Below are 17,495 nucleotides of genomic sequence, written 5' to 3'. Positions count from 1 at the left end.
AACTTATTTTGCGTACTCTACAGCCCTTGTTTCTCTTATTACAGTAACTTTTATTTGACCAGGATATTCCATTTCTTTCTCAATTTTTTTAGCAATCTGATAAGCTAATCTAGTAGCTGTCAAATCATCAACTTCTTCAGGGCTTACTAACACTCTAACTTCTCTTCCTGCCTGAATGGCATAAGCCTTTTCTACACCAGGAAATGACATAGCTATCTCCTCAAGCTTTTCCAGTCTCTTTATGTAAATTTCTATGCTTTCTCTTCTTGATCCAGGCCTTACTGCAGAGATACTATCCGCTACTTGAATTATAACATCTAAAGTCTTAATAAGAGGAATCTCTTCATGATGAGCTGCTACTGCATGGATCACATCTGGATGCTCTCCATATCTCTTTAAAAGATCAGCTCCTAAGGTTGCATGCGATCCCTCAACCTCATAATCTATAGCTTTTCCTATATCATGTAAAAGCCCAGCCCTCTTCGCTAAATTTACATCCGCATGTAATTCTGCAGCAATAATTGCTGCAATTTTTGCAACCTCAATTGAGTGCTGAAGAACATTTTGTCCATAACTGGATCTATAATAAAGTCTTCCTAAAACCCTTACTAAATCAGGATGTAAATTTTGAAGACCTACTTCTATTGAAGCTCTTTCTCCTTCCTCTCTTATCTTACTCTCTACTTCTTTTCTTGCTTTATTTACCATTTCTTCTATTCTTGCAGGATGAATTCTCCCATCTTTTACTAATCTTTCTAAGGCAATTCGAGCAATTTCTCTTCTTACTGGATCAAAGGAAGAAAGAACCACAGCCTCTGGAGTATCATCAATTATAAGATCTACACCTGTCAAAGTCTCAAAAGTTCTTATATTTCTTCCTTCTCTACCTATTATTCTTCCCTTCATTTCTTCACTGGGCAAACTAACAACAGATACTGTAGATTCCACAGTATGATCCACTGCACATCTCTGAATTGCTTCCGTTAAAATCTCTCGAGCCTTTTCATCTGCTATCTCCTTATATTTTGCCTCTGCTTCTTTTATCCTCATAGCTATATCTCTTTGTAATTCTTCTTCCACCTTCTTGAGAATAATATCACGAGCTTCTTCTCTACTCATCTGAGCAACCTTTTGAAGCTCCATAAATGCTTCTTCTTCCAATTTCTTTAGATTTTCGAGTTTTTTATCTATTTCTCTTTCTTTATTGGAGAGAATTTCCTCTTTTCTCTCTAAATTTTCTTCTCTTTGAAGAATTCTCTTCTCCAAATTGAAAAGCTCTTGTCTTCTTTCCTTAATTTCCCTTTCAGTCTCAGACCTTAATTTAAAAATTTCTTCTTTAGCTTCTAATAAAGCAGTTCTTTTCCTTTCTTCTGCTTCCTCTTCAGCCTTTTTAACTATCTCCTCTGCTCTCTTTTCTGCGACTTGTATTGTTTTTTGCTCAATATTTTTCCTTATAAGATACCCGAGACCAACTCCTATAATAAGTGTGATTAAAGCTATTAATATGCTAATTTGAATTCACCTCCTTCCATTTTTCAAGCTCTTTTTCTAATTCCAAAATTGCTTTTTCCCATGTTGTCTCCTTTACTATCTTACCATACTTAAAAATTATAACTCTTTTATTTGAGCCTGCAATTCCTATATCTGCCCATTTCGCTTCACCAGGACCATTTACTTCACATCCCATTACAGCTATCGTTATATCTAATGGAAAATCCTTAAATCTTTTTTCTATTTCTTTAGCTACTTTTTCTACTGGAAAATGAGCTCTTGCACACATGGGACACGAAATAACTTTTATACCTCTTTGCCTTAATTCTAAGCTTTCCAATATATGGTATGCTACTTCTACTTCTTTTTCTGGAGAAGCAGAAAGAGAAACCCTAATTGTATCACCAATACCCTCATAAAGTAAGATACCAATTCCTACTGCGGACCTAACACTTCCTGGAACAAGTGTACCAGCTTCTGTTATTCCTATATGGAGAGGATATTTTACTTGGGAAGAAAGTAGCTTATAAGCCTGTATAGTCAAAGGAACAGATGAAGATTTAACAGACACAACTATATCAGTGAAATCATTCTCCTCTAATAATCTAATCTCATTTAAAACGCTCTCTACCAATGCCTCAGGAGTAACTCCACCATATTTTTCAAGAATCTCCCTGCTCAAAGAACCAGCATTACTACCTACTCTTATTGGTACGCCTCTTGCTTTTGCTTCCTTTGCTATTAAAGATATATATTTAGGATTCTTAATATTACCTGGATTTATTCTCAATTTGTCTGCCCCTTGCTCCAAAGCTATTAAAGCAAGTCTATAATCAAAGTGTATATCAGCAATAATAGGAATAGGGCTCTTTTTCTTTATCTTTCCCAGAGCTAAAGCTGAGTCTTTATCAGGTATTCCTAACCTTACTAACTCACAACCCTTCTTAGCCAATCTTCTAATTTGTCTAAGAGTAGACTTAACATCTACTGTAGGAGTCTTAGTCATAGACTGTACTCTTACAGGATTATCTCCACCAATCTCTACATTTCCTACTTTTACTACCCTTGTTCCTCTTCCCATCACTTTCTAAGTCTTAACACATCAAAGAAAGTAATAATGATCATGAGAAATAAGAGAATTAGTAGACCTATCCAATGTACTATTTCTTCTTTTTTAGTTTCAATAGGCTTTCCCCTTATTTTCTCAAGAATAATAAACAATATCCTACCTCCATCTAAAGCAGGAAATGGAATTAAGTTAAATATCCCCAGTTGTACACTTAACAGTGCTGTAAAATTAAGATAATATACAAGCCCTAAAGAAGCTACTTCTCCCGTCATCTTGGCAATACCAATCGGACCTGAAACTGATATCCCTTGAGCTCCTGTAAAAAGTGCTTTTAATACAAAGAAAATAAGCAAAAAAGCATTGATTAGCATAGCAAATCCATTTTTCAGTGCTAATGTTATAGGATATCTCTTAGGGATTGATCTAAAGACAATACCTATAATACCTCCCTTTCTCTCCTCATCCCATTGAGGTATAACCCTTAAAGTAATTAGTTTACCATCTCTTTCCACATCCACTGTTATTTCTTTTCTATCATTAGGGCTTTTTATAGATTTTGTAATAAGATTTACTGCATCCTCTATTTTTTCTATTTTTATACCTTCTATCGAGATAATTTTATCACCTGGTAGAAAACCTGCCATTTGAGCTGGTTTACCTTCTACTACTCTATCAATTATAGGTATAGGTTGAGGAATTCCAATTAAAAAAATACTTACAAATAAAAGAAAAGCAACCAAAAAATTAAAAAAGGCTCCTGCAAAAAGTATTAAGAAGCGTTGCCATGGAGCCTTTTTATAGAATTTTCTTTCTTCTGGAACCTCCTCTTCTATTGGTAACTCTAAATCATCAACACCAGCCATTTTCACAAAACCACCAATAGGAATCAACCTCAATACAAATTTAGTCTCTTTACCTTTGTATTCATAAAGCTTAGGGCCAAAACCAATAGCATATTCAAAAACCTTAACCCCAAAAAGTTTAGCTAATATAAAATGTCCAAGTTCATGCGGTACAGTAAGTATAGCAAAAAGGACCAAAAACAAAATAATATCCATCTATTTTTTCACTCCTTTTTTATCTCTTCTCCTAAAAATCTAAAATTCTATTCAATAATACAGGTTACTCATAAATTTTTCAACCTCGTCTAAATTAGGGGGGTTAGCACCACGCCTTGTACAAGTTAAAGCAGCTACACTGTTAGCAAAAATAAGAATATTTTTTAACTCTTCTAAAGAAAGATTGGATATTTCTTTTTTAACTGTTTTGCCAAGCTTATATAAATAATATAAAAAGCCCCCCATAAAAGAGTCTCCAGCTCCCACAGTATCTATAACCTTTACCTTCATACCTGGCACTTTAACATAATTAGATTTTTGATAAGCAACAGATCCATCCTTTCCTAAAGTAACCACAAAAATTTTAACTCCCAAATTAATAAATTTCTCAGCAATTTTGTCTAAATCCTCTTCTCCATATAACCACTTCAAATCTGCCAAACTTACTTTTAATATATCCACCCTACTTACCCAATTTTCAAATCTTGATAAATACTGTTCCTTATTCACAATTAGATTTGGTCTTACGTTTGGATCAAAGGAAATTATACAATTTTTGTAATTTTCAAAAATCATTTTTTCAAAGACATAACAACCAGGTTCTCTAATCATTGATATAGATCCAAAATGAAGGATTTTCACTTTTTGTGAATCAATAAAAGGAATCTCTTCTTCTTTAAGCATAGTATCAGCAGTATTATCCCCATAAAACATAAAATAAGGTTCACTGTCCTTTAATATTACAAAAGCTAAAGTAGTAAGGTATTTATCTCTTAACACAAAAGATGTATCCACATTATTTTTTATAAGATTAGAATAAAGAATCTCCCCAAAAGGATCATAAGAAATTTTACCAAAGAAATATACACGTGCTCTAAGCTTTCCAAGGGTAATAGCAACATTATATGGAGATCCTCCAGGATTAGGTACATACGCATATCCATCTCCTAAAGATATAGGCGTAAAATCTATTAAGGATTCTCCAGATACTAATATCATATTTTCTTTAACCTCCACATAAAAAATATTGTATTTAATTATAACCTATGATAGAATAAAACTAACACGAGTTAATATAAAGAGGTAAGGAGAAATGTATATAGATGATAAAATTTTTGGAGATTTAGAAAAAAAAGAATTTTTATCAAATAGAAAAATAGAAGAGCTTGAAAAGTTTCCTTACATAGAAATAATTCCTGAAGATCCAACTCCTAAGGATGAAATTAAAGTTATATTTACTTGTACTCCATCTCAGAATTATAAGACTATTTATTATAAAATAAAATCCCAAACATCAGAAATACAAGAAGTTTCAATTGAAATTAAAGATGTGATTTGGGATAATGATTTTTTTAGTTTTTTACAAATCTTAGAAGCCCAAATTCCTCCTTTGAACAAAGAAGGTATAATTGAAATAACATTAAATCCGGAAGATGATTATGAAAAAGATTATTTTTCCTTTTCCATTGATGAATTTGAACCACCAAAGTGGTCCCAAGAAAGCATAATATATCACATCTTTGTTGATCGATTTGCAAAAGATAATTTTGAAGTGAGTTTATCTAATAATCTAAAAGAGAAACTTGGAGGTAATATCAAAGGAGTTATCAATCACCTTGATTATATAGAATCCTTAGGTATAAACACAATTTGGCTTTCTCCTATATTTAAATCAACTTCTTATCATGGATATGATATAGAGGATTATTTTGAAATTGATCCCGCATGGGGTAATAAAGATGATCTCAAAAAATTAGTTAATGATGCATTTGAAAGAGGAATTAGAATAATTCTGGACTTTGTACCAAATCATTTATCCTATTTAAATCCTATATTTCAAGATGCATTGAATAATAAAGATAGTAAATACAGAAATTGGTTCATTTTTAAGGACGATAATTCTTATGAATCATTCTTTGGAGTAAAATCCATGCCACAGATAAATCTAAAAAATAGAGAGGCAAGAAAATATATTATAGATGCAGCTAAATATTGGATTAAAAATTTCGGAATATCTGGATATCGATTGGATTATGCAATTGGACCAGATATCAATTTTTGGACTGAATACTATTATTCCATAAAAAGAGATTTTCCTGAAACTTTTCATTTTGGGGAGATAGTAGATACTCCCGAATATGTAAGAAGGTTTATAGGGAAAATGGATGGAGTACTTGATTTTTACCTTTTTAAATTAATAAGAGAGTCTTTTATAGGTAAAAAATGGAAATTAAAAGAATTTTTGAAAATTATAGATTTAAGATATAAATTTTACAAGAATCATATAAGGCTAATTTCGTTTTTAGAAAATCACGATTCTAATAGATTCCTTTTTGTAGCTAATGACAAAAGATTATTAAAAATAGCTTCCATATTTCAATTTTCACTTAATGATATACCCATAATATATAATGGACAAGAGATGGGTGCTAATCAATATAGAAACATGTTAGAAGGAAACAGGGCTCTTCATGAGTATGTACGACTACCTATACCCTGGGATGAAACCAAACAAGATTTAGAACTTATTGAGTTTTATAAAAAACTATCAAGAATCAGAAAAAATTATCCAGCCCTATATAAAGGAGATTTTACCTTAGGCCCTATAAAGGATATTATTAGCTTTTACAAGATTTATGATGATCAAAAAATACTGGTAATAATAAATAATACAAAAGATGAAAAAAATATATATCTTAATGGTGTTTTCAAAAATTTATTTAATAACAAGATTTATAAGAATGATTTGATAATTCATCCTTTTGAGGGTTATATACTTCTTGAGCTAAATCACTAATTTTCTCTAATTTTACATTGTTAAAAAATCCTTCCTGATAAAGCTCTTTTAACACCTTTATGGTCTTTGGTCTTAAATGAAATATGAATATACCCCAACCTTTCCTCTCAGCTATCTTAATAGCTTGAGAAAACCTGTATTTTATTCTATCCTCTTGATTCTCATGATCTATAAATAACATATTTTCTAAAACAGGAACTCCCACTTTATTACCGATTTTTTTCCCTACTGAATTTAAAATAGTTTTACTATCCAAAAAGCTTAGGCCATATTTTTTGAAAACCTTTAACACCTTCTCCATAGTTTCATCGTCTTTTGTAACTTTCGATCCCATATGATTATTAACCCAACATATTTTAGCATCTCCAAATCTCTTTAGATGAAGGTTCACAATTTTATCTATTTCCCCTTCACTCATACCACTCATTATTGCTTCTGAAGTTAAATATTTTGCATCTTTCGGATAAGTAATTGATTCCATAGGAATATGCATCATTACTTCCCAACCCTTTTTGACAAACTTATATGCTAAGTCCTTTGTATGTGATGTAGGAATTATAGAAACATTCAATGTATAAGGAAAAGATAATAATTCTTCAACCCAATAATTATCTTCCACTAAATCATCTACCACGAAGGCTATTTTGGGCTGAGATGACTTATGAGATATGTAAATTGGAAAATATAAAAATATATTATCAAGCTCAATTGAATCACCATTAGGAAGATCTATATCTGAACTTAAAATATACTTTTCATATTTAGAAGATATGGTTCTCCTAATGTCATAATTTTTAATTATTTCTTTTCTAATCTGAGTATTATAGACAGTTGATCTAAAATAAACAGAATATAACTTCCAATTTATAATATAATCTCCAGTTTCTCTTCTTTTTCCCTCTATTATGTATCTTTCTATAAAAGGCTTATATTCAGATAAAATTTTATTTATTTCATCTGATTCAACATTTATTTCAATCCTATTTTTCACAAATTTTTTATCATCTTTTAAAACTTCCTCTTTTCTGTTTTCCTTACATCCATAAAAAACCAATAGAAAAAATAAAAATAAAATTCCTATCTTCCATATCTTTCTTTCCATAATTTTTTAATCCTTTCTTTTATTATTTTCTCCTTTCCTTGCTCAGTTGGATTATAAAAAACCTCATTCACATCATATGGTAAATATCTTTGAATTACAAAATGTTCCGGAAAATCATGAGGGTACAAATAATCAGGAGAACTTCCCCATAAATGCTTTGGAATCTCTGACACTCCTTTCTCCTGTATGTAATTCATGGCTTTTTCTATGGAAGATATCACACTATTACTCTTTGGAGCGGTCGCAAGGTATATGGTAGCTTCAGCTAAAGGAATTCTTGCCTCTGGCATACCTACCACATCCACAGCATAATATGCAGACTGAGCAATCAATAAGGCTAAAGGATCTGCCATTCCTATATCTTCAGCAGCATGGATTATAAGTCTTCGAGCAATAAATCGCGGATCTTCTCCTGCAAGAAGCATCTTAGCCAGATAATATAAAGCAGCATCGGGATCAGAACCTCTTATGCTTTTAATAAATGCTGATATAGTGTGATAATGCTCGTCCCCTTTTTGATCATATCTTATCACCCTTTTCCCTATTACCTCTCTTACCACAGATGCATCAATAAGGACTTTTCCATCTTCATCAGCTTTTGCAACAAAGGAAGCAATTTCTAAGGTATTAAGAGCAATCCTTGCATCACCATTGGCAAACCTAACTATTTCATCAACAGCATCTTGAGAGATTACAATGTTTTTTCCTCCTAAACCTCTTTCTCTATCTTTTATTGCTCTGTCAATTAATATCCTTAGTTTATCATCCGTTAAGGGCTTCAGTTCTATAATCCTACAACGAGAAAGAAGGGTTGTATTTAAAGCAAAAAGAGGGTTTTCAGTAGTAGCACCTATAAGAATTATTATACCTTTTTCTACAAAGGGTAGTAGCACATCTTGTTGTAATTTATTGAAATGATGTATTTCATCAAGAAATAAAACAGTTTTCTTTTTATAAAGTTCAATATTTCTTTGAGCTTTTTGAAGGGCTTCTTTAAGATCTTGTACTCCAATTATAGCAGCATTTAATTCTATAAAATCAGCATTTATCTCCTTAGCTAACAGAATAGAAAGGGTAGTCTTTCCAGATCCTGGGGGGCCAAAGATAATAAGGGAAGGTAAATAACCTTTTTGAACTGTCCTTCTTAAAAAAGATCCTTCACCTATAATCTCCTCTGCACCAAGAAATTCATCAAAACTTCTTGGCCTCATTCTGTATGAAAGAGGTTGAAAACTATTATCCTCTTTAAATAGCTTTTCTTGCCTATCCATCTAAGAAGTGCCTAAAAACCACCTGAAAATTTTTTATTATATCTCCCTTACTTTGCATTATATAAATCCCATTATCAAAAGCGTATACACCATCTTTTAAAGAGAAGACATTTATTTTTTTACTTTTCATAAATCTTCTTTCTAATAGAGAATATATATTTTCAATTATATTTCTTTCTATTTTTAATGTTGTATCAATAAAAAATATTGTAATCTTTGGTTTTAATACTTCTCTTCTTCTTAAAAATTCCCAAATTTCTCTTAGTCTTATATTATTAGGAGGACTTGTTTTACACTCCACATACAATAAGTTATTCTCTAATATGGAGAGGATATCAAAGTCTCCTCCACCTTTAATCTCCTTTATTTTTATTCCCCAAATCGTGGGCATATAAAATTCCCTTTTAAATATCTCTGATATGAACCACTCTAAAGTTTCTCCAAAATTATCCAAATAAAAGTAAGAAAACAAATACTGATCTTCTTTTAAACTTTCTATAATATGAGCTTTCAATAAAAAATTCCATTGTTCTTCTACTTCATCCTTTTTCCAGCGAGAAAAAAGAGTTTCACAATCAATATAATCATCTTTTCTAAATAGTAAAAGATCACCTAAAAAGCGTCTAAATCTATAATTAAAAAGTCTTTGATAATATTCGTCTAAAAACTCCCCTCCTTTAGGTACTATCACCCTCTCAATAGGACATTCTTCTATTATCTCATATCCTCTACGCCAAAGTGCTCTTCTTACCTCTTCAGAATTCATTAAATCAATCTTTATCTTCCTCTAACATCTTTAGAATTTTTTCCAGTACTTTATCTTTGTCATTATCCCTTTCCTCTTTTGTATAAACCCTAATCACTTCATCTAAAGATACTAATTCTCTTCTTTCTTCGTCATATTCTACAATAAGCTTACTTAATGGTACATGATGATCTACTACTACTCCCTTCCCCTGCTTAGTTTCTACAATACTACCTTTGGGAGGCATCTCTTCCTTAATTTTTTGATATGTTTCATATTCATAAGCTAAACAGCACATGAGTCTTCCGCATATTCCAGATATTTTTAATGGATTTAAAGCCAAAGATTGCTCCTTTGCCATCTTAACAGAAATAGATTCAAATTCTTGCAAAAAAAGATGACAACACACTTCTCTACCACATATTCCTAAGCCTCCCATATATTTTACTTCATCTCTTACTCCTACCTGATGTAATTCAATTCTTGTTTTATATTGTGAAGCAAGATCTTTTACTAATTCTCTAAAATCTACTCTATCTTCAGAAGCAAAATGTATCGTTATCTTGCTATAATCAAAAGTTATTTCACAAGCAAGCATTTTCATAGGAAGAGACATTTCATTTGCCTTTTTTTGAGCATACTCTAAAATTTGTTTCTCCTTTTCCCTATATCCTCTTATCTTCTCTAAATCTTCTTCTGTTGCTCTTCTTAGTATAGGTTTTAAGGGAGATGGAGGTTGAAAACCATCTGGAGGCTCAAAGGGTGGAATTGCTACTCTACCTGCCTCTGTTCCTTGTACAGTTTTAACAATTACCCAATCTCCTACTTTTAAATTCAAATCATTAGTAGAAAAATAATAAACCTTCAAACTTCTTAATCTAATACCTACCACATATTCTTTAGCCTTAATTTCTTCCATCATCCTTTTATCCCTACTCTCAAAAATAAGGTTTCTATTGTAAGAGTCAAATTTGCATTATTTCTAATATTCCTAATAGCATCCTGCGTCATTCTAAAGAAAATTTTCAAATCCTCTAAGGAATATTCTTGAGATTTTCTCGCAATCTCTATAGAAAAATCTTTCTGAGTTATAAAATCCTCTTTCTGTAATAGTTTCCAGAAAAACATATCTCTCCACCAAAAAAGAACTAATTCTAAATAATTAATTATCTTTTCATTATCCTTTTCTTCTACAAGAAAATCAACTACCTCAAATGGAGAATATAATTTTTCTTTCTTTAGTAAAGTTAAGTATTTAAAAAGTTCAATTCTTTTATTCCAATTTTCTTCTTCATTCCAATACAAAGCCTTTCCAACACTTCCTTGGGATAAAGATATTAATATATCAATTCTATCTTCTGGAACTCTATCTTCTATAATTTTTCGGACTTCTTCCTCGTTAAGATATGAAAAATTAATAATCTGACTCCTTGATATTATAGTAGGAAGAAGAAGCTCAGGACGATAAGCTATCAATATAAATATGGTATATTCCGGAGGCTCCTCAAGTATCTTCAAAAGGGCATTTGCCCCTTCATTTCTCAATTGATGAGCATCGTCTAAAATAAAAAACTTATAATTACTTACATAAGGCTTTAAATAAGCTTCCCTTCTCAAATCTTTAATCTGCTGTATCTTATACCACATTCCATCAGGTTGAAGATAAAATAGATCAGGATGACTCAATTTCTTTATACTTAGACAAGTCTCACACTCCCCACATCCCTCAAAAGGTTCTACTTTACAATTTAAAGCCTGAACCAAAGAAATAGCTGTTAACTTTTTACCTACCCCTTCAGGACCCACAAAAAGATAGGTTTGGGATACTTTGTTCTCCTTAAGGGATTTCCTGAGTATTTTTATAGCTAAATCCTGACCTATAATCTCTTTAAATGCCATCTCTAAATCTTCTCAAAATAAGCCACATCTACAGCAAACACAATGGCTCCGCCAACTTTTACCTTAACAGGCATTGGTACCATCCTTAAAAGTTCTACAGAAGGAAGAGGAGGAATAATTATTTTTTCTCTTTCCTTACAATTTTCTTTTAAAACTGTAATAAAATCCTCAAATTCATCATCTTCTACAACAGTCATTATAGTAACACTACTTTCTTCTAAAAATCCTCCTTTACTTCTGAAGAAGGTCAAGGAAAAGTTCTTCTCTAAGAGAATCTCTCTAACTTTTTTCCAGTCCTCTTCCTGAATAATAGCAAAAACTAATTTCATTTATCCACCTCTAAAGATATTTTCTTTCCAAATAAGCAATGATGTCTTTACTTACTTCTTCCTTTGGTCTATCTCCAGAAATTACTACAAATCTATCTTTTTCAATTTCAGCTATTTCTAAATATCCTTTTCTTACTTTATTATAGAACTCTAAATTTTCCCTTTCTATTCTATCAAAATTCTTTTTTCTACTCAAAGACTTATAAGGATCTATATCAATAAGAAAGGTTATATGGGGTATCAAATTGGAAGTCGCAATCTTATTAAGATCAGATAATATATTTATTGGTAAACCTCTACCATATCCTTGGTAAGCTATAGTAGAATCCATATAACGTTCACATAGAACCCAAAACCCTTCTTGAAGCTTTTCCTTAATCTTTTCTGTATTTTCTACTCTTGATCCTATATAGAGAAAAGCTTCGGTCCATGGTCTTAATGCTAAATCTGGATCTAAAAGGATAGACCTTATTTTTTCTCCTACCTCTGTTCCTCCAGGTTCTCGAGTTACATAGACCTTTACACCTTTATCTTCCAAATAATTTTTAAGTATTGAAATCTGAGTACTTTTTCCAGATCCATCTAAACCTTCAAAAGTTATAAATACAGATCTTTCCATTTTTATAAATCTATGCTGGGAATATTTTTACTTTTCTAAAGGGCTCCACCCCAACACTCTCAGAATGTAAACCATATTGTTGAATAAGTTGATGCTGTAATCTCCTTATATAGGCAGGTTGAGGAGACAATTCATAGGGTTCTTCATGGGTAAGAACATATTCAATTCCTTCTTGAGCTTCTCTTAAGGCCTCTTCTTCTTCGCTACTCTTTCCTCCTACAGTTTTAATACCAAATCTTTCTCCTAAAAACCTTTCAATTTGTGTCACAGTATTACTTCTTAATACTGCTATATCTATCTTTCTTTTTTCTGCCTCTTTAAGTAAATCCTTAGCCCTCTTTTGATGAGCTTTCAATATAAGTAAACAATTTGCTTCTGATAAATTTTTTACTATGAAAGCTGGTACACCAAGATTTCGAATGGCTTTTTCCAATCTATTTCTACTTATACCATAAGGATAAATTTTAAGGACATCTGTCTTTTTATCTATCTTAACGACTGACTCCTCAGTCTCTTGAGAAGAAATTTCCAGTACAGAAGCCTCAACCTTTTTTACTTCACCTTCTGCAGTCCTTACTCTTATCTCTGGTCTTATAATATAACCTCTTAATAATGCATCTACTGTTTTTGCTACATCATGATGAATAGCCAGCTTATCCCTTTCTTGTATCTCTACTACAACTTGAAAGGTTGGAGGAGCTTTTCTCTCTAATACCGTTTTTTGGGTACCTCTTCTTTTTGCCTCTTCATCACTTAAAGTTACAACTTGTATACCACCCACAAGATCCGATAATGTAGGGTTTAATAAAAGGTTTTGTAAGGTTATTCCATGAGCAGTACCAATAAGTTGTACCCCTCTTTCTGCAATAGTTCGAGCTGCTTTTGCTTCAAGCTCTGTACCAATCTCATCAATTACTATAACTTCTGGCATGTGATTTTCTACTGCCTCTATCATCACATCATGTTGTTTTGAGGGATTTGGCACTTGCATTCTCCTTGCTCTACCAATAGCAGGATGCGGAATATCACCGTCCCCACCAATTTCATTAGAAGTATCTATTATTATTACCCTTTTACCTAATTCATCAGCTAAAACCCTTGCGGTCTCTCTAAGAAGGGTGGTCTTACCAACTCCAGGTTTTCCTAATAGTAGAATATTTTTTCCACTTTCTATAACATCTCTTATTATATCTACAGTACCTAAAACTGCCCTACCCACACGACAAGTTAAACCTATAATTCTTCCATGTCTATTTTCAATAGCTGAAATTCTGTGTAATGTTCTTTCTATGCCAGCCCTTTTATCACCACTAAACTCGCCAACTCTGGCAATAATATAATTTAAATCCTCCTCTGTAGTATATCTTCCTTCAAAAATAATAGTTTTTTTATAAAATCTCGCTTCTATTTCCCTACCAAGATCTAATACAACCTCTATAAGATCCTTAACATCAGAATCCTTTTCCAATTTTTCTTTAATATCCGCAGGAAATATAGATAAAAATTTATCTAAATCATCAACTATTTGCTGAACCAAAATTCTATACCTCTCCTTCTTTTTGAATTTCCTTAAAAGCTATTATACCCCATGATCCTGGACCTATATGTGAAAGAATAGTACAACTAAAAGATCCTATATAAAAATCAGTAATTCTAAATATTTTCTTTACTTCTTCTGCGACTTCTAAGACTTCTTCATAATTATCAGAATAAGCTATAGCTATTTTTACAGGAACATCCCCCACTCTTTCCTTAATTATTTCTATAATTCTTGATTTCACTTTTTGTTTTGTCCTAACCCTTTCAACTGGCTCTATTGCTCCATCTCTAAGCTCCAAAATAGGCTTTATCTGTAACAAACTTCCCATCCATGCTTGGGCTGCGCCTATTCTTCCTCCCCTATAAAGGTATTCCAAAGTATCTACTGTGAATTTTACTTCGGAATTTCTGAACATAATCTCCGGAATATTCAAAATCTCATTTATACTTGCTCCCTTTTCTATGGTCTTAGCCAACTCTATAACTACAACACCAAGAGCAAGTTCTGTAAGTTTTGAATCAATCACATATATTTTATCACCGTAAGGTAAAAGCTCTTTTGCAGCATTTGCAGACCCAATAGTTCCACTTAATTTAGAAGAAATATGTATAGATATAATCCCCTCTAAATCTGGATTCTTCTCAAATATATTTTTGTATGCATTATAGAAATCTTCCACAGAAGGCTGAGAAGTTTTCGGGAATATATTGGTTTCTCTTGCCTTTTTAAAGAAAATTTCAGGCGTTATATCTATACCATCTCTATACACTTCTTCCTCAAAAGCAACCTTTAGCGGTACGACTGTTATATCATATCTTTCTACATATTCTTTTGGAAGAGCAGCTGTACTATCAGTTACAATTTTAAACATATTTTCCCCCCTAAATTTATTTTTAAGATCCCTCAGTCTCTTCAGAAACAGTAGTTTCCTCTGTATACCTTTGTGGGGTTACTATGGCAACTATAACATCATCAAGAGGAGTTAATACCTTAATTTTATCAGGGATATTTAAATCCCTCACAGTAATCGCATCTCCAATATCCAAATCCGAAATATCTACTTCTATATTGGTAGGTATATCAAGAGGTAAAGCCCTAACTAAAATTTCTTCCACTCCATGTTGTAACAACCCACCCTGTTTAACTCCTTTTGGCTCTCCTTTAAGAACCACAGGCACATAAACATCTACTACTTCTTCCAATGTTACAGCATGAAAATCTACATGTATTGGTTCATCTGTTAATGGATCAATTTGTATATCTTGAAGTAAAGCAGTCTCAGTAACACTGTTATTACCATCTTCTACTATTATTTTAAGTATATGCTGTTCTTTTGAATGCCCTCTTTTAATTAGATCCCACAATGCTTTTCTTTCTATCAATATATGAACATTTTCCTTCAAGTGTACCCCATACATTACACCTGGTACCAACCCCATTCTTCTATATTTTTTTGCAGATTCTTTTCCTAATTTCTCTCTTTTTTTGACTTTTATTTCAACCACATCCATTTTCTTAAACCTCCTTAAATAAATTTTTTTAATCAATTTTTTAGTCAAATAATGAACTTAAGGAATCCTTATTTGAGATCCTTTTAATAGCTTCTCCTAAAAGATTACCTACTGATATTATAGTAAGCCTTGGGACCCTCTTTTCTACAGGAATTGGTATTGTGTTAGTTACTACTAATTCCTTTATCTCAGATTCTTCTAATCTCTTATGGGCATCATTTGTTAAGATACCATGCGTAACAGCTGCATAAATATCTCTTGCACCTCTTTCTCTTAAAAGCTTTGCCGCTGAAAAAAGAGTATTCCCTGTTGTAATTATATCATCACATATAATAACATCTCTTTCTATAACATCTCCAATTATTTCCTCAACCTCTGCCACCTCTGGAGCTGGTCTTCTTTTATAAATTATAGCAAGAGGAGTATGTAATCTTTCTGCTAAAGCTCTTGCTCTTGTAACACCTCCAATATCAGGTGATATAACAACAGGATTTTTAAGATTTTTATCCTGAAAATACCTTGAAAAAAGAGGTAAAGCTGTTAAATTATCAACAGGAATATCAAAAAACCCCTGAATCTGACCAGCATGAAGGTCCATAGTTACAACCCTTGAAGCCCCAGCAACTGTAAGAATATTAGCTATAAGCTTAGCAGAAATAGGCTCTCGAGATTTAGTTTTTCTATCCTGTCTTGCATAAGCATAATATGGAATTACAGCTGTAACCTCATCTGCAGATGCCCTTTTTAAAGCATCAATTATTACTAAAAGTTCCATAAAGTATTCATTCACTCTGCTACCAAGAGACTGAATTACATATACTTCTGCTCCTCTTACACTTTTTGAAATCCTTGCATATATCTCACCATCTGAAAATCTTCTTATTTCAATTTCTCCAAGCTCAATACCTAAATATTTAGCTACTTCTTCAGCAAGTTCCCTATTAGAGGTCCCACTATACAAAGCTAAACATTTATGTGCCATACTTACTCTCCTTTAACTCTTTTATTTATATTTATATATGAGTAAGGCCCAATTATTGCTCCCTTTTTAAGATTAATATCTCCAAATATGAAAGAAAAAGGATATACAATAACATCATGCTCTATATTAGTTTTTTTTCCTATTACAACGTTCTCCGGTTCTATCATAATAACACCATTTTCCATATGTTTTTTATTTATTTTATTCTTTAATATTTTTCTTAAAAATGCAAGCTCTTCCTGAGTGTTAGCTCCTAACACCTCTTCCTTATTTACATGAAAAACACCAACTTTTTTGCCTTTTTTAACAAAATATCTAATCGCATCAGTTAAATAAAATTCTCCTTGAGCATTATTGTTAGATAAAAGTGGTAAAATTTCTTTAAGATACATCCATTTAAAAACATAAATAGATGTATTAATCTCCTTGATATTCTTTTCTTCTTCATCTGCATCTTTTTCTTCTACAATTTTCAAAACATTACCATTAAAATCACGTACAACTCTTCCATATCCTTTAGGATCTTCTAAAAAAGTAGTTACTAAGGTACAATCATTATTTTTTTCTATATGTTCCCTACACAAATCTCTTATCGTATTTTCTTCCACTAAAGGTACATCTCCTGGAAATATTACCAGATTACCACTAAAATTACCAAGTTTTTCTTCAGCCCTTTTTATTGCGTCACCTGTACCTAAAGGAACATCTTGAACCACCATGTGATCATTATCAGAAATTAATGCTTTTATTTTGGGGCTCACAACTAATATATAATTTTCACCAAAAACCGACTTTATTGTATCAAGTAAAAAATCTAAAAGATTAGATTCATAGAGGGGATGAAGAACCTTTGGAAGCTCAGTTCTCATCCTTTTACCTTGTCCTGCTGCTAAAATTATAGCCTTAAATCCATTCATGCTTAGGTGAATTTTTATAATAAAAATTGGCTGGGGAGGCTGGATTCGAACCAGCGAATGGCGGATCCAAAGTCCGCTGCCTTACCAGCTTGGCTACTCCCCAGTGCCAAAATAATTATATATTATAGTGAAAAAGAGGTCAATAAATGATAAAATAATTTTCAA

The 17,495-nt window shown here is 32.0% G+C and carries 17 protein-coding genes and 1 tRNA gene; 1 reads left to right on the top strand and 17 read right to left on the bottom strand.

The window, feature by feature from the left end; all coding sequences use genetic code 11:
• Nucleotides 1-3: 3 nt before the first annotated feature.
• Genes rny through ACY3JM_RS04280 form a run of 4 tightly spaced genes read right to left on the bottom strand, consistent with a single transcriptional unit; the run spans nt 4 to nt 4,617 of the window.
• A complete protein-coding gene (gene rny / locus ACY3JM_RS04295; RefSeq protein WP_463083640.1) occupies nt 4-1,518 on the bottom strand; it encodes a ribonuclease Y in 1,515 nt (504 codons plus the stop codon).
• A complete protein-coding gene (gene ispG, locus ACY3JM_RS04290) occupies nt 1,508-2,572 on the bottom strand; it encodes a flavodoxin-dependent (E)-4-hydroxy-3-methylbut-2-enyl-diphosphate synthase (protein ID WP_463083641.1) in 1,065 nt (354 codons plus the stop codon). Before ispG ends, rny begins: the two co-directional genes overlap by 11 nt.
• Nucleotides 2,572-3,618, bottom strand: coding sequence for an RIP metalloprotease RseP (gene rseP / locus ACY3JM_RS04285; RefSeq protein WP_463082420.1), 1,047 nt, complete (start codon nt 3,616-3,618; stop codon nt 2,572-2,574). Before rseP ends, ispG begins: the two co-directional genes overlap by 1 nt.
• 51 nt (nt 3,619-3,669) lie before the next feature.
• Nucleotides 3,670-4,617 (bottom strand): carbohydrate kinase family protein, encoded by a 948-nt coding sequence (locus ACY3JM_RS04280; protein WP_463111775.1) that lies wholly within the window; start codon nt 4,615-4,617, stop codon nt 3,670-3,672.
• Between the two features lie 94 nt (nt 4,618-4,711).
• Here ACY3JM_RS04280 and ACY3JM_RS04275 point away from each other — a divergent pair, with 94 nt between their 5' ends.
• Nucleotides 4,712-6,415 (top strand): alpha-amylase family glycosyl hydrolase, encoded by a 1,704-nt coding sequence (locus ACY3JM_RS04275; protein WP_463082422.1) that lies wholly within the window; start codon nt 4,712-4,714, stop codon nt 6,413-6,415.
• On the opposite strand, the gene ACY3JM_RS04270 is transcribed toward ACY3JM_RS04275, so the two are convergent.
• The 13 genes from ACY3JM_RS04270 to ACY3JM_RS04210 all read right to left on the bottom strand — a co-directional run bounded on the left by ACY3JM_RS04270 (nt 6,339) and on the right by ACY3JM_RS04210 (nt 17,433).
• Nucleotides 6,339-7,517, bottom strand: a complete 1,179-nt coding sequence (locus ACY3JM_RS04270) for a divergent polysaccharide deacetylase family protein (RefSeq protein WP_463082423.1) — start codon at nt 7,515-7,517, stop codon at nt 6,339-6,341. The genes ACY3JM_RS04275 and ACY3JM_RS04270 overlap by 77 nt on opposite strands.
• Nucleotides 7,493-8,788 carry a replication-associated recombination protein A gene (locus ACY3JM_RS04265; protein ID WP_463082424.1) on the bottom strand — a complete coding sequence of 432 codons (1,296 nt, stop codon included), beginning with the start codon at nt 8,786-8,788 and terminating at the stop codon, nt 7,493-7,495. Before ACY3JM_RS04265 ends, ACY3JM_RS04270 begins: the two co-directional genes overlap by 25 nt.
• Nucleotides 8,781-9,554, bottom strand: a complete 774-nt coding sequence (locus ACY3JM_RS04260) for a hypothetical protein (RefSeq protein ID WP_463082425.1) — start codon at nt 9,552-9,554, stop codon at nt 8,781-8,783. Before ACY3JM_RS04260 ends, ACY3JM_RS04265 begins: the two co-directional genes overlap by 8 nt.
• A gap of 4 nt (nt 9,555-9,558) precedes the next feature.
• On the bottom strand, nt 9,559-10,455 hold the full coding sequence (locus ACY3JM_RS04255; RefSeq protein ID WP_463082426.1) for a PSP1 domain-containing protein: 897 nt from the start codon (nt 10,453-10,455) through the stop codon (nt 9,559-9,561).
• Nucleotides 10,452-11,432 carry a DNA polymerase III subunit delta' gene (gene holB, locus ACY3JM_RS04250; RefSeq protein WP_463082427.1) on the bottom strand — a complete coding sequence of 327 codons (981 nt, stop codon included), beginning with the start codon at nt 11,430-11,432 and terminating at the stop codon, nt 10,452-10,454. Before holB ends, ACY3JM_RS04255 begins: the two co-directional genes overlap by 4 nt.
• A 2-nt stretch (nt 11,433-11,434) precedes the next feature.
• Nucleotides 11,435-11,761 (bottom strand): cyclic-di-AMP receptor, encoded by a 327-nt coding sequence (locus tag ACY3JM_RS04245; protein ID WP_463082428.1) that lies wholly within the window; start codon nt 11,759-11,761, stop codon nt 11,435-11,437.
• A 10-nt stretch (nt 11,762-11,771) separates the two neighbouring features.
• Nucleotides 11,772-12,380 (bottom strand): dTMP kinase, encoded by a 609-nt coding sequence (gene tmk / locus ACY3JM_RS04240; RefSeq protein WP_463082429.1) that lies wholly within the window; start codon nt 12,378-12,380, stop codon nt 11,772-11,774.
• A 10-nt stretch (nt 12,381-12,390) separates the two neighbouring features.
• Complete coding sequence (locus ACY3JM_RS04235) at nt 12,391-13,920, bottom strand: R3H domain-containing nucleic acid-binding protein (protein WP_463083642.1); 1,530 nt, start codon at nt 13,918-13,920, stop codon at nt 12,391-12,393.
• Between the two features lies 1 nt (nt 13,921).
• Nucleotides 13,922-14,791, bottom strand: coding sequence for a DegV family protein (locus ACY3JM_RS04230; RefSeq protein WP_463082430.1), 870 nt, complete (start codon nt 14,789-14,791; stop codon nt 13,922-13,924).
• 22 nt (nt 14,792-14,813) lie between these two features.
• The gene (locus ACY3JM_RS04225) at nt 14,814-15,431 is read right to left on the bottom strand and encodes a 50S ribosomal protein L25/general stress protein Ctc (protein WP_463111774.1); all 618 of its coding nucleotides are present in this window, start codon (nt 15,429-15,431) and stop codon (nt 14,814-14,816) included.
• A gap of 40 nt (nt 15,432-15,471) precedes the next feature.
• The gene (locus ACY3JM_RS04220; protein ID WP_463082432.1) at nt 15,472-16,413 is read right to left on the bottom strand and encodes a ribose-phosphate diphosphokinase; all 942 of its coding nucleotides are present in this window, start codon (nt 16,411-16,413) and stop codon (nt 15,472-15,474) included.
• A gap of 2 nt (nt 16,414-16,415) precedes the next feature.
• Nucleotides 16,416-17,330, bottom strand: coding sequence for a sugar phosphate nucleotidyltransferase (locus ACY3JM_RS04215; protein ID WP_463111773.1), 915 nt, complete (start codon nt 17,328-17,330; stop codon nt 16,416-16,418).
• Between the two features lie 27 nt (nt 17,331-17,357).
• Nucleotides 17,358-17,433, bottom strand: a tRNA-Gln gene (locus ACY3JM_RS04210).
• Nucleotides 17,434-17,495 lie beyond the last annotated feature (62 nt).

The sequence above is a fragment of the Dictyoglomus sp. SSW genome, assembly GCF_055181335.1.
This window is presented reverse-complemented; position numbering and strand designations above follow the sequence as displayed.

Coding starts and splice junctions, on each gene's coding strand:
- ACY3JM_RS04220 (WP_463082432.1), bottom strand. CDS start 16,413: ATGGCACATAAATGTTTAGCTTTGTATAGTGGGACCTCTAATAGGGAA.
- ACY3JM_RS04275 (WP_463082422.1), top strand. CDS start 4,712: ATGTATATAGATGATAAAATTTTTGGAGATTTAGAAAAAAAAGAATTT.
- ACY3JM_RS04270 (WP_463082423.1), bottom strand. CDS start 7,517: ATGGAAAGAAAGATATGGAAGATAGGAATTTTATTTTTATTTTTTCTA.
- ACY3JM_RS04230 (WP_463082430.1), bottom strand. CDS start 14,791: ATGTTTAAAATTGTAACTGATAGTACAGCTGCTCTTCCAAAAGAATAT.
- rseP (WP_463082420.1), bottom strand. CDS start 3,618: ATGGATATTATTTTGTTTTTGGTCCTTTTTGCTATACTTACTGTACCG.
- tmk (WP_463082429.1), bottom strand. CDS start 12,380: ATGGAAAGATCTGTATTTATAACTTTTGAAGGTTTAGATGGATCTGGA.
- ACY3JM_RS04260 (WP_463082425.1), bottom strand. CDS start 9,554: ATGAATTCTGAAGAGGTAAGAAGAGCACTTTGGCGTAGAGGATATGAG.
- ACY3JM_RS04225 (WP_463111774.1), bottom strand. CDS start 15,431: ATGGATGTGGTTGAAATAAAAGTCAAAAAAAGAGAGAAATTAGGAAAA.
- holB (WP_463082427.1), bottom strand. CDS start 11,432: ATGGCATTTAAAGAGATTATAGGTCAGGATTTAGCTATAAAAATACTC.
- ACY3JM_RS04265 (WP_463082424.1), bottom strand. CDS start 8,788: ATGGATAGGCAAGAAAAGCTATTTAAAGAGGATAATAGTTTTCAACCT.
- ispG (WP_463083641.1), bottom strand. CDS start 2,572: ATGGGAAGAGGAACAAGGGTAGTAAAAGTAGGAAATGTAGAGATTGGT.
- ACY3JM_RS04255 (WP_463082426.1), bottom strand. CDS start 10,455: ATGATGGAAGAAATTAAGGCTAAAGAATATGTGGTAGGTATTAGATTA.
- ACY3JM_RS04245 (WP_463082428.1), bottom strand. CDS start 11,761: ATGAAATTAGTTTTTGCTATTATTCAGGAAGAGGACTGGAAAAAAGTT.
- ACY3JM_RS04215 (WP_463111773.1), bottom strand. CDS start 17,330: ATGAATGGATTTAAGGCTATAATTTTAGCAGCAGGACAAGGTAAAAGG.
- ACY3JM_RS04280 (WP_463111775.1), bottom strand. CDS start 4,617: ATGATATTAGTATCTGGAGAATCCTTAATAGATTTTACGCCTATATCT.